The organism is Bacillus paranthracis (assembly GCF_024296885.1).
Taxonomy (GTDB): Bacteria; Bacillota; Bacilli; order Bacillales; family Bacillaceae_G; genus Bacillus_A; species Bacillus_A paranthracis.
Genome location: NZ_CP101135.1, coordinates 2,964,766 through 2,977,374, shown reverse-complemented (window position 1 = coordinate 2,977,374; position 12,609 = coordinate 2,964,766). Strand labels below are relative to the sequence as shown.

Genomic DNA, 12,609 nt, shown 5'->3' with positions numbered 1-12,609 from the left:
GTATATGAGTTCAAACTTAAAATGGATGATATACACGATACTCGGTATTTTTATTTTATTAATTTTATTTGTAGCTTATGGAGTTTATTTATATTTCACTTAAGTGAAATGGTAACCGAACCAAAGGAAGAATAAAATAATTGCTGTATTAAATAGAGTAAAACATAAACCGATAATCGCTAAAATTTTCCTTTCATTTCGACTACAAAAAGATATTACCGCTAATAGGATTGCTATAACAGCGGAAGCTAATATGAAGTAAGCGAAAGGCACAACATATTCTACTCCAACCCTGTCTAAAATAGGTGTGAAAAGAAAGAGATTAATAGTAACGAATATACTTGCAAAGAGAAACGTATAGCTTTTCCAAGTGTATGTTTTTAACTGCATGGAACGATACTCCTTTCTCTTTATTATTTATATTTTTAAGTCTAAATTAATTACCTTTATTTTACAAATTAAAATATTTTGTATTGAAAAGAGGGTATTAATATGAAAGTTAGAAATTGGCCTCTAGTTATGATCAGTATCTGTATATTCATAATAACCGGCTGTTCAACTGGACTAGAAAATGAAGAGCAAAGAATTGAAGTGCAAAAAGATATTGGTGATAATGAATATGAAGATTTTAAGGTAGTGACAGATAATAATGAAGTGATGCAAGTAAAGAAAATATTAAAGGATACTACTTTTGAAAATAAAAAAGTGCAAATGTCTCGTCCAGCTGATTATCATTTTATTTTTCAATTTAAAAATCCGAAAATAGAGGCGAAAGCTGTGTTGTATCAAATTTGGGTAATTCCTAATAAGGATAAAATAGAAATCATAGCGGGGAATAGCCAGTACGTTCAATTAGAAGGGAAAAATGCAGCCACTTTGTTTCAGATTGTTACAGGGGAGAAGTTAGTTGAATAAATGTATATGGAGTCTACCAGTTTTTGTTTTGGAAGATACTTAGTTTTCAAGAAAAATAGCCATCTTTTATATGGGAATAAACTCTGAGAGCGAATTAAACAGAAATCGAACCTTGACTTGATGAACGTGAAGTTTTACCCTTATAAATGCAAAAAAAGCATCTTAAAGCGTCCATTAATCCGCTAATGAAAATAAAACTAGTAAATATATTGTTTTTACAAAGATTCGATGGTATGTTTAATTTTCTCAATATAATATTTTACTTATATAGGAGTGGCTATTTGAATAAATTTATATTATTGGTTTTATTGGTTACATGCTGCCTTACTATTGCAGGATGTTCTAATAATAGGGTTATAACAAAGAATGAGTCAAAAACTTCAACACCTGTAAAGGTTGAACGTATCAATAAAGCGTGGTACAAACATATATAATAGTTTAAATAATTTTTAAATTATTGATGATAAAAGGCCATAAGGTGAAATGAGTTAGCCTGATAGTAGATGTTGTGAACCTTAGTGAAAAGCGAAAAGCATAGGGGAATGCTATGTTTATAAAAATACGATATTAAAATGTTCACAAAAAAGAGTCTACATGTAGTCCCTTTTTTATGGATATTTTTCATAAGTAGAAGACATTCTAAGGTGCTGTTCTCTAACTTGAACCTTCTAACATTTATTTCACTAAGTTAAAGTTCATGGAGAGTACCACTCTTCAAAATTCAAGGAATGCTAGGGCCCATAATAGCTCGATTGATGTGGTTCCTTTTTCACTTTATCTACCATATTTATATATCTTTCTATAAAAAATCTAACTTTTAACGATTAAATGAGATAAAACCTAGTTAAAAACAATGAAATTTAAGGAAAAATAAGGTACACTATTCAATGGTTTTGGTTTAAAATCAATTGACGTTAATGTATACGGGGGAAAGATTGATGAACAACAATACAGTAAATGAATCTGTTGAAGAAGTTGAGAAAAAACGGGTAAGATCCAAAAAACGTTTTACAAATTGGAAGCTTATCGCAGCAGGTGGCGGTGTACTTGCACTTCTCCTTGGGGGAATGAGTTATTATCAGGCAACTCACTTCAATTCTAATGTTACGATTAATGATACAAAAGTCGGTGGTATGAGCGCTGATGAGGCAATACAGAAATTAAAAACATCTGGACTAGCAAACAAAGTTTATATTGATCAACAACAAATTTTAGATGAAAAAGAGACAAAAACGGAACTGACGGAAAAAGATTTGCCGCAAGTTAAGAAACTATTAAAAAGCCAGTGGACATTTTTCCCTTCTTCAAAGGAAAAAGATTATTCATTGCTACCAAAAAAGGCAGAGCAGTATCGTAGTGAAACGATGAAAAAACTTGTAGAAGAAAAGCTCGTGTCTATAAATGAAAAATTAAAGGCACCTCAAGATGCTATGGCAAAGCTTGAACAAGGAAAAATTGTTATTTCGAAGAGCGTTGATGGAAAACAATATGACGTTGCGAGTTTACTAAAAGATTACGATAAACAGAAGCATAAAAGCGAAATTCATCTAAAGTCTGCATACATACAACCTATTAAAGAAGACGATCCAATTATTAAAAAAGAAGAGAAAGCATTACAGAATCTTCTTACGCAGTCTGTTGATTATAAAGTGCAGGATGAAGTGTATTCATTAAAAGCGAAAGATTTAATTCAAAATGCCACTATGTCAAAGGATATGAAAGTGACAATCGATGCGAGCGAAATTAAGAATAAGGTTGCTGAAATTAATAAGGCTAAATCTACATTACATAAAGACTTCGCTTTTAAAACACATTCTGGTTCGGTTATATCAGTAAAAGGACAAGGATATGGCTGGGCACTAGATGTGGAAAAAGAGACAAAACAAGTTGGGCAAGCCTTTGAAAAAGGCGAAAAATCACTTTCTGCTTCTAACATTCACGGGAATGGTTGGGAGAAAGAAGGGATCGGTTATAAAACAACATCGAATAATGGCATAGGAGACACATATGCAGAAGTATCCATTGCAGACCAACAAATTTGGATTTATAAAGATGGCAAACTAGTCGTTACAACAAATGTAGTAACGGGTAAACATAGCACGGGTGAAGATACATCACCAGGTGTGTGGTATGTTCTATACAAACGTACACCATATACGCTAAGAGGCAGCGCAGTAGGGAAAGCTGATTATGCAGTGAAAGTAGATTACTGGGTTCCATTCACAAATAGCGGTCAAGGATTCCACGATGCCGGCTGGCGAAAAGACTGGGGAAGTAATGCTTATTTAACAGGAGGATCAGGCGGTTGTGTGAACCTTCTTCCTAATGTTGCAAAAACTGTGTATGATAGTTTGAATACGTATGATCCAGTTATCGTGTACTAGAAAATAGCTACGTATTAAGAACTTAAACGAATAAATAAAGCACCTGATGGTACATGAAAAAACACCTCTTGCATTCGCATACAAAGTGTGCAAATGCAATGGAGGTGTTTTTGTTTGAATACAAGAGTTTATTGCGTATAAGAAACAAAGTAGAAAGAGATTAAGATGAAGAAACAGGTTTTCAAATAGTCAATAAAATTGACACTGAATATCATTTTCATTTATGATGGAATCGTCGTATGTAATTGGACATGAATTTTATGAAAAAGTCTATTTCTTATATTCATATAATAGATTTCTATTAAGGTATCACATTCAAGAACTATTACTAAATCTTTTAAGAACTTAAACGTAGGAAAGGATAATATAAAATGAACTGGAAAAAAGGCGGATTATGGGTTATTATTTTTTTCGTTGTAAAAGGCACAATTTCTACACTTTTAATCGTTACAGGTGCTAAATATTTTGATTTGTCATTTATGCAACTTTTCGTACTAATATTGATCTTATTACTGATTTCTCTCATAAGTCGAAAATTACTGTATAGACATAAACAAAACAAAAAGCAAAAAGAGCTAAATATATAAGGAAGCCCCAGAGACCTTTGGATTTCTGGGGTTTTATTTATTCAATAGTGAGTTTTGGCTCCGTGATACGAATGGTACACCCCATCAGTTTTATCGGTTGTAAATCAAAAGAAAGATATATTTACAAGGAATCTTAACAAGTCTTACGAATCCAAAAGTCTCTTTATTCTTTATTGCGTTTCTGCCGCAGTTTATAGACACAAAGGCTTCAGGTTCTATACCTTTTATCATTTTAGGAATTACTTTTACAGTAACTGGACTATTGTGGTGTTTATTTGTTGCTTATTTCTCTTCCTATGTCACCAAAAAATTAAGAGGAAATCAAAAGGTAGGAATGATTCTAAACAAAGTAACAGGACTGATTTTTATTGGGATGGGGTTAAAGTTGCTTCAAACAAAGGCTCCTCAATAAACATGAATAATAAAAAATGCCCTCTTCAAGAGTTGTTATCTTTGCTTTAAGCTAATTTCTATATATTAAAAAGCCACTTCAAATTTTGAAGGGGCTTTTTGCATGTTATTTTGGTTTATCTAAAAATTTATCCCATAGGGCTTGATGTATTTTAATCAATTGTCATGTATATATGTGTCCTCCAATAACAAGGTTAAATCCATTCAGTTCGTCATCGTAGCTTCGTTATCTTGCTATTACATTCCAAAATGCGTACAACAGCGTGCCTGCAAGGTTATACTGATGCTGGAGGTGATTCAAAGTGACATACAATCGGAAAATGAATTCGAAACAAACTAATTAATAAACTGATTCTTACAAGCAAATTCAATCCGTATATCAATTGATTTATAAATGAATGCGGAAGTATCTTTGGGAAGGTGAGCTTTTCATTAGCCAGGTAATTTTTAAACATCAAGTTTTCATTTTGAAACTAAACTCGCTTGTATAGCAGGTTTCGAATTTTTATGTGGTACAGACATTAGTTGAAAGATAGTTTTTGCCTACTCTGACTTATATCGTAAACTTGATAATTTATAAAGATGGATTTAACGGGGGGGATATTATGAAAGGTAGCAAACATTTTAATTTTCACAAGCTTTGGCTAGGACAGTCTATAAGTTTGTTAGGTACTCAGTTTACAATAGTAGCTTTGCCACTTTTTGCATTAGAGGTGTTACAAACAAGTGAAGCAAATGCTGCTATGCTTCGTGGGGTTATATTCGTCCCTTACCTAATTTTTGGGTTAGTAGCCGGTGCTTTAATAGACATTTTTCATAGGAAAAATGTTTTGCTAATTTGTAGTATATGTCAAGGCATATTGTTTTTATCAGTATTCATACTTACTGTAACAAATATAATAACGTTCCCTTTATTGGTGTTTATCATGTTTTTAAATGGAATATTCACCACGTTTTACAACATTGCCATTCCTTCTTTCTTACCGGAAATCGTAACAGATAAAGACAACTTAAAAAAAGGAAATGCTCAACTAGCACTTTCGGAGTCTCTTTCTATAGTAATTGGTCCTATGCTAGCTGGAATCGTCATTACTCTAGTCGGATTAACAGGATCGTTTACTGTTGACGCAGTAACGTATTTTGTTTGTTTTATGTTTGTATTATTTATTTCAAAGTTTAAACCGCATACAGAGGGTTCTTTAAAAGACGTAAATTTAAAATCCATATACGAAAACATATATGAGGGTTTGATATATTTCAAAAAACACCCTGTATTAGAGCCAATTGTGACATGTGGTGCTGTTTACGGTTTTTTTAAATACATACTAAATAGCATTTTAGTAATATTCCTTTATAAGGTAATGGGGCTATCTGAAATTGAAATAGGATTTGTTGTAGGTTCAGCAGCGGTAGGGTTTTTAATAGGTAATACGGTTCTCATGAAAAAGAGTCAACGAATTAATAATACAAAAATGCTTATTTATAGCGCTACTGTATCAGTTACCGGTTTGGCTTTTATACCGATAATGGGATATATGGGAACAGTTTACGGTATAGTAGCCGCAAGTATCATACATGGTATGGGAGAAGGTGTATTTGGCCCTTACGCCGCAACTATACGACAACTTGCCTCACCAAATCACATGCTTGGCCGAGTAAATGCTGTACAGCGCACGCTTAATTGGGGAGCTTGGGCATTGGGAAGTTTTGCTAGTGCATTTTTAATTTCTATATTCGGGCTTCAAACTACGTTATTTATAGGAGGTTTCGGAACAACATTGTGTTTAGTGGCGTTGTTAAGACGAGGCGTATCAAAAGGAACTGACATTGAATATACGAGTTCATTTTAGAGGGGATGATTATGATGCATAAGGTATTAAAAGGAACTGACATAGAAAATAAACCACACATTTTATTTATAGGGGGATGGACAAAACCTATACAAGATGCATTAGACAGTGGGTACACTGTTTCCTATATAGGGTCTTACGCTAGACACATATATTTTGATGGAGTTATCTTAGAAAAATGTTTCTATAAAAAAGAAATAGACACAACAAACATACCCTTGTCTATATACTATGCTGAAGAATTATTTAAAGAGAAACCTTTTGATGTGGTTGTATCTTTCAACGAAACAGCATTAGATACGGCTTGTATAATTGCAAAGATTTTTAATGTTAAAGGACCCTCTTACAATGCTAATATGATAACTCGTAATAAAGACATGATGCGTGAAATTCTAGCAGGTAAAGACTTTTCGATAGATTCGACAGTTTGTAATAATACTAAAGACATTAATGAATTTTTGAATAAAAAAGATAGTGTTATAATAAAGCCGCCGATTGGGGCAGGGGGTAAAGGAGTATGTAAGCTAAACTCGGGAGATGACGTAGGGGTATTTATTGAAGAAAATGGTATTCAACTACCTGTTTTAGTGGAAGAGTATATTGCAGGTGATATAGTTTATACGGTTGAAACCGTTTCTTATAACAAAAAACATTCTATACTTGCTATATCAGCTGAAGTATGTAAAGAAGATACATTTATAATAAACTATACGATTATGCCGGCACCTATAGATGAATCTCAAAAACAATTCATTATGGAGAAAGTAATGTTATTTTTGGACGATATGCAAATGGAAAATGGCATTACTCATACAGAAATAAAGATAGACAAACACAATAAACCAATAATTATAGAGTCTCAAGTTAGAATAGGTGGTGGCAACATCTGGAAGATGGTGGAACTAACAACTGGCATATCTCAATTTGGATACTATTATGATACGCTAGCTACTGAGACTATAGATGAATTTAGATGTCTACCTTCAAAATGTCAAGCTATGTCTTTAAGCTTGATTCCAAAACCAGGTTGCTTAAAAGAAATCAAGTATAAAGGATTAACTAACATATCCGAGGTAGTATTAATTGATCTAGTAGTAAAAGAGGGCGACACCATACCAACTATTGTAGATAGCACGCAACGCAAAGGGTCTATATTATTTACGGCTAATGATATAAAACATATGTACGAAGTTGCAGAGGAAATATGTAACAACATAACGTTTGTTTATAAGGATTTATCAGAATGGAAACCTTCTTTTAAAAAATATATGTAAAAAGAAATGTGGCAGATGACTGGTCTATATAATAAAGGATAATTTAAATCACATGTGTCTATTAACCAAAAACCGGATAAAAGTGTATTAGCTAGAGCTATGTTTTTTGATGAAAATGACGAATTTATATAACGAGTCCTTCAAGGTCAATTACAGTGAGCCGGTTTATCCTTAGTGGGACAAAAATCGGCTTTTTTGTATGAAAATGTGCTTAGTGTGGTTTTTGTTCGAAATACTGGAGGAATCCCATTGCTATTATGTAAAGAAATACATTCTTCCCTCAAATGAAATTTTAGTTTGATAGCGACGAGCTACTGATTGTGGAAAATCTCCAGGCTTCTATTAGTTGATTAGTTGAAGAATTTGTTCCATAGCTTGTAATATAAATAATCAAATCATCCTTCTGCCATTTATTTAAATGTCCCATTCTCTACATCTTATGAATTCCCTGAAAGTACTAAAACTACGCAAAATAAATAACCATCCTATGCAAGAAAGTTAAGGTAGCTAATAGCATATATTTTACTGAAAGGATGTGAATGAACTATGGAACGGTCGAATTGGGGAATTGGAGGATTAGTATTCGTTGGATGCATGTTTCTTGGCGGAGGAGTGGGATCTATATTAGGTGATACTCATGCTGGATGGCTAATAGGGATGGGTGCTGGATTTATTGGGATGGCTTTAACGAGACTAATCAGAAAGTAATATAACGGGATTCTTAATATCGTAAGCACTCTATACATTACAGTTAGAACTTTCTCTTTTGTATTGGCCTTTTCTAAATTTTTTTCATACATAGATATGATTCTCAAGTCGGAGGGTGGCATCTTAGGGTGTATTTTTTATGCTCTTTAAAAGATTCCCAGCATCTTTTTTTATAATAGAATAGATTCATTACCGTTTCAGAGCTTTGTATTCATTCATAACCTAATAGTAAAAGGGGGGATGATGAAAGGTATGGCGTGTAATGATGAATTAATTTGTCAACAGTTTGCAAGAATTATCGGTGGCCAAGAAGGATTTGCCGGTGGAAAATGCGTGGCAACGATAAACCGGGATGAAATAAAGGCAACAATCTTAGGGAAACGTTTTAGGGTAACAAGTTCTTTCTCATTCGAATCAAGAAATCAAAAAACTGGACGGGCATTATGTCTAGGTCGGGTAGCGCTCTTACAAAAGGAAGTCACTGGATTTGTTGCTACGATTATTAAACAAGGAATAATCGTTTCATCTATACACAATGAGTGGTTATGTGATGAACCAAATTTGATTTACGTTAATATTGAAGACGTTGATGATCCACTAAGCTTCGCAAGGAAAGTTAGAAGAGCGTTATGCAATTAACCCATTTATTTAGTTAGATGAGCGATAGAAAAGGATCTTCAATTGAAAGATCCTTTTCTATTGTTTGTAAGTGATAAATTATGTTAATTAAAATATTTGGGATTATTAATGTTTTTTCAATGGTTTCACTAAATAGATGAAGGTTTTCATGAATTAAGTATACTTGACTAGCAGGCGAGCGTATTTTTTGCACGAATCGATATAATAATCTCCATTTTTATTGCAGTGTCAGTGTCTTAGTAGAAAATAAATATATACGACAAATTTTGACAAAGAAAGGATTGTATTTTTGTTATGCTATGAAAGTTATTGATTTGTAATGTATAAATAGGAGGATTTTTAAATGTCAAAGAAATTGTTATTATTTGCACTTATGAGTTTATGTGTAATTGCTTTAAGTGCTTGTAAAGGTAATGAAGAAAAATTAAAGGGCGCACCAGATGAGCAAAAAGTGGATGAAGACAAAAAAGTAGCAGAGGAAGAAAAGAATAAACAAGAAGAGCAACAAAGAGCAGAAGAAGAGAAGCGTAAACAAGAAGAGCAACAAAGAGCAGAAGAAGAGAAGCGTAAACAAGAAGAGCAACAAAAAGTAGAAGAAGAAAAACGTAAGCAAGAAGAGCAACAAAAAGCGGAAGAAGAAAAACGTAAGCAAGAAGAGCAACAAAGAGTCGCTGAAGAAAAACGCAAGCAAGAAGAGAAGAAAGCTCAGCAACAGCAATCTACACAACAGGAGAGAACACAAAAACAAGAAAAACCGACACAAGCAACAGGTGGGAAACCAACAAGATCACAAATTTCAGTTGGTTCACATGTAGTTATTCAATTGGATAATGATTATAGTAAAACTGTAAGTGGCGTTGTGAAAGACATTTTAACACATAGTGAAACACATACATACGGCATTAAAGTTCGATTACAAGATGGACAAATTGGCCGTGTTCAAAGTGTTAAATAATGAAAAAAAGATTTGACTACTTTTCAAATAAATTAAAATTAAAAAACCCGGTTCTTTCGTAAAGGAACCGGGTTTTGCATTTTGTTGGTGCTACTACACCTCTATTGATTTATCAGATACAAAATAGATGTTTTTATAATTTGAAAGACGAGGAAACGAACTTGAAGGGAGTATTAGAAGCATGTATAAGTAGATGAAATCAATGGAGAAAAGGAACTGGTTTTTAAGTCTAGGCTATGGACCTATCCTCTCGTTCTAATTCACTAAAAGAAGAACTTCCCCATACCCATTAGACTACTAAGCATTCCAATTCCATTCATAGTGCCTTTTCCTACTGTAAGTAAGTTTCCAAGCATTCCTGGCTGACCGTAACCTCCGTTATTGCCCCATCCCATGGGGCTTACCTGTCCTCCCCATCCTGGAGAGTTTCCGAAAATACCCCAGTTATTGTTACTGAATTTAAAAGCTTTAGCTGGCGGTGATAGTAAAGCGGCAAGATGTCCTTGTGCAAACATCCCTGTATGATTGAATGGTTGGGCCCAGGGGATGGGAGGTTTTTGATAATTAAAACCTGCGTGGCTTGGTAATGGAGTCCAATTAGCAGGATGTCCTTGGGGCATCATCCCTGCATAATGGATTGGCTGACCAAAAGAGAAGGGAGGAGGCTCGGGAGTGAAAGTCGTATAATTGGCTGGTGAATCCCAACCAATTGGATAGAAGCGACAACTCCAATCCTCACAAATCTTCAAACCACTCACTTCATCAGCTTTATTTATTTGGGGCTGTGAATATAATGATGACATTGAATTTTGGTTATTATATTGTTCCTCGTTTTCCTTGGAATTCACATACCAATATTGGTGCATAAGCTTATTCCCCTTACTTTAAAAATGTAATGTTAGACTTAGCCTATGTAATATTCCTTTTTATGGATGGTTACATAACTAGATTTCCAAGCCTGTATTTAAAGGAATGGGTGTGTGGACTTGTTGGTTTATCCCGCTGTTTGTTGTGGGCTACCTGCAAAAGTCCGATTGGTTTAACTAATAATCAGTGGGGGTGAACAAAACCCCCACTGATTAAAGTTTCACTTTATTTTAGAAGGGTATTTTCAGTCGCTTCTTTTGTTTATTGTAGCCTAATGTAATTTCGGTTAACAAACGTATTTACATATTCATTCAAAATCTTAAGTTGGGTAAGTAGAATTGCTAAAAAGAGAATATCCATTCGAAGAGTTTGGCAAAATACTGCAAGGGTAATAAATTCTCGTGCAAATATGCAAACGAGTTAAATTAATCAATGGAATTGATAATGAAGGGGCAAATAAATATATGAGTGAAACGTTACATAAAAGAAAACCACCATATGTAATGCTTGTAATCCTTTTTATTGGGGCATTTGTTTCATTTCTAAATAACTCGCTTTTAAATGTGGCCTTGCCATCAATAATGAAGGATTTAGAAATTCAAGATTATTCAACGATCCAGTGGCTTTCTACAGGCTATATGCTTGTAAGTGGTATATTAATTCCGGCATCAGCATTTTTAATAACCCGATTCTCCAATAGGAGCTTATTCATTACATCTATGGTGATTTTTATTCTTGGTACGGCCTTAGCGGCTATAGCACCGAACTTCGGTTTATTACTTACTGGCCGGATGGTGCAAGCAGCAGGTTCTTCAGTGATGGGACCTTTGTTAATGAATATTATGCTAGTAAGCTTTCCGAGAGAAAAAAGGGGAACGGCAATGGGGATTTTTGGGTTAGTTATGATTACAGCTCCGGCCATTGGACCAACATTATCAGGTTATATTGTAGAGTATTATGACTGGCGTTTGCTTTTTGAAATGATTTTACCGCTAGCAATCATTAGCTTACTGTTAGGGATTTGGAAATCGGAAAATGTCATGAGACAAAACAAAAATGCAAAACTTGATTATCTCTCATTACTATTATCTTCTGTCGGCTTTGGCGGTCTGTTATATGGGTTTAGTTCTGCAAGCTCAGATGGGTGGACGAATAAAGTTGTCTTAACAACCTTAATCATAGGCGCTATTGCCCTAATTGCTTTCATTATCCGTCAATTAAAAATGAATGAACCGTTGTTGGATTTACGTGTTTACAAGTACCCAATGTTTGCACTTGCGTCTGTAATTGCAATTGTTAATGCGGTGGCTATGTTTTCGGGGATGATTTTAACACCGGCTTATGTACAAAATGTCCGTGGTATTTCGCCGCTGAGCTCTGGGCTGATGATGCTTCCAGGTGCGGTAATAATGGGAGTTATGTCACCCATTACAGGTAAACTATTTGATAAGTATGGCCCTCGGCTTCTTGGTATAGTAGGACTTTCCATTACAGCTGTTTCAACTTATATGTTGGCAAATCTGCAACTCGATTCTAGTCACACACATATTATCCTTATTTACACATTGCGGATGTTTGGGATGGCGATGGTGATGATGCCACTTATGACAAATGGCCTTAATCAATTGCCAACTCGCTTAAATCCGCACGGTACAGCTGTTAATAATACAGCTCAACAAGTGTCCGGTTCAATTGGTACTGCTATTCTTGTTACGATTATGAATTCTGTAACAAAAACAAAAGCTGAAAGTTTAATGGCTCATGTAGATCCAACAACCTTCACAGAAGCTACGAAGGCAATGGTAACGCAGAAGGCTTTGTTATCCGGAATTCAGCATTCATTCTATGTAGCGCTTGGCATGAATGTTGTTGCGCTACTATTAGTTTTTTTCGTTAAACGTGTAGATACAAGCGCGGAAGCTGTCGAGAGGTTAAATCGATAGAGCAAAATAAAACTCGAGATGATGATTTCTACTAAAAGGGGAAAAGAGATGAAAGAAAAAGTGAAATAATTACACA

At 34.3% G+C, this 12,609-nt stretch carries 11 protein-coding genes and 1 pseudogene; 10 read left to right on the top strand and 2 right to left on the bottom strand.

Going from position 1 to position 12,609, the window contains the following annotated elements:
* Positions 1–99 precede the first annotated feature (99 nt).
* Complete coding sequence (locus NLJ82_RS15230) at positions 100–390, bottom strand: hypothetical protein (RefSeq protein WP_001176308.1); 291 nt, start codon at positions 388–390, stop codon at positions 100–102.
* Between the two features lie 102 nt (positions 391–492).
* Here NLJ82_RS15230 and NLJ82_RS15225 point away from each other — a divergent pair, with 102 nt between their 5' ends.
* The 9 genes and pseudogenes from NLJ82_RS15225 to NLJ82_RS15185 all read left to right on the top strand — a co-directional run bounded on the left by NLJ82_RS15225 (position 493) and on the right by NLJ82_RS15185 (position 9,723).
* Positions 493–915, top strand: coding sequence for a hypothetical protein (locus tag NLJ82_RS15225; RefSeq protein ID WP_000868334.1), 423 nt, complete (start codon positions 493–495; stop codon positions 913–915).
* A 938-nt stretch (positions 916–1,853) separates the two neighbouring features.
* A complete protein-coding gene (locus NLJ82_RS15220; RefSeq protein WP_001064106.1) occupies positions 1,854–3,299 on the top strand; it encodes a L,D-transpeptidase family protein in 1,446 nt (481 codons plus the stop codon).
* Between the two features lie 371 nt (positions 3,300–3,670).
* A complete protein-coding gene (locus tag NLJ82_RS15215; protein ID WP_001104100.1) occupies positions 3,671–3,886 on the top strand; it encodes a hypothetical protein in 216 nt (71 codons plus the stop codon).
* Between the two features lie 109 nt (positions 3,887–3,995).
* Positions 3,996–4,298 (top strand): annotated as a pseudogene (locus tag NLJ82_RS15210) (LysE family translocator); the annotation flags it as partial.
* A gap of 604 nt (positions 4,299–4,902) precedes the next feature.
* A complete protein-coding gene (locus NLJ82_RS15205; RefSeq protein WP_000678759.1) occupies positions 4,903–6,147 on the top strand; it encodes an MFS transporter in 1,245 nt (414 codons plus the stop codon).
* Positions 6,148–6,161: 14 nt separating this feature from the next.
* Positions 6,162–7,421, top strand: coding sequence for an ATP-grasp domain-containing protein (locus NLJ82_RS15200; protein WP_000549728.1), 1,260 nt, complete (start codon positions 6,162–6,164; stop codon positions 7,419–7,421).
* 546 nt (positions 7,422–7,967) lie between these two features.
* Positions 7,968–8,129: a hypothetical protein gene (locus NLJ82_RS15195; RefSeq protein WP_000442360.1), complete on the top strand. Its 162-nt coding sequence runs from the start codon at positions 7,968–7,970 to the stop codon at positions 8,127–8,129.
* A 240-nt stretch (positions 8,130–8,369) separates the two neighbouring features.
* A complete protein-coding gene (locus tag NLJ82_RS15190; RefSeq protein ID WP_002028021.1) occupies positions 8,370–8,768 on the top strand; it encodes a DUF1259 domain-containing protein in 399 nt (132 codons plus the stop codon).
* A gap of 343 nt (positions 8,769–9,111) precedes the next feature.
* Positions 9,112–9,723, top strand: coding sequence for a YwbE family protein (locus NLJ82_RS15185; protein WP_000038569.1), 612 nt, complete (start codon positions 9,112–9,114; stop codon positions 9,721–9,723).
* Positions 9,724–9,986: 263 nt separating this feature from the next.
* On the opposite strand, the gene NLJ82_RS15180 is transcribed toward NLJ82_RS15185, so the two are convergent.
* Positions 9,987–10,589, bottom strand: coding sequence for a hypothetical protein (locus NLJ82_RS15180; RefSeq protein WP_000554440.1), 603 nt, complete (start codon positions 10,587–10,589; stop codon positions 9,987–9,989).
* 465 nt (positions 10,590–11,054) lie between these two features.
* Here NLJ82_RS15180 and NLJ82_RS15175 point away from each other — a divergent pair, with 465 nt between their 5' ends.
* A complete protein-coding gene (locus NLJ82_RS15175; protein ID WP_000005134.1) occupies positions 11,055–12,533 on the top strand; it encodes a DHA2 family efflux MFS transporter permease subunit in 1,479 nt (492 codons plus the stop codon).
* Positions 12,534–12,609 lie beyond the last annotated feature (76 nt).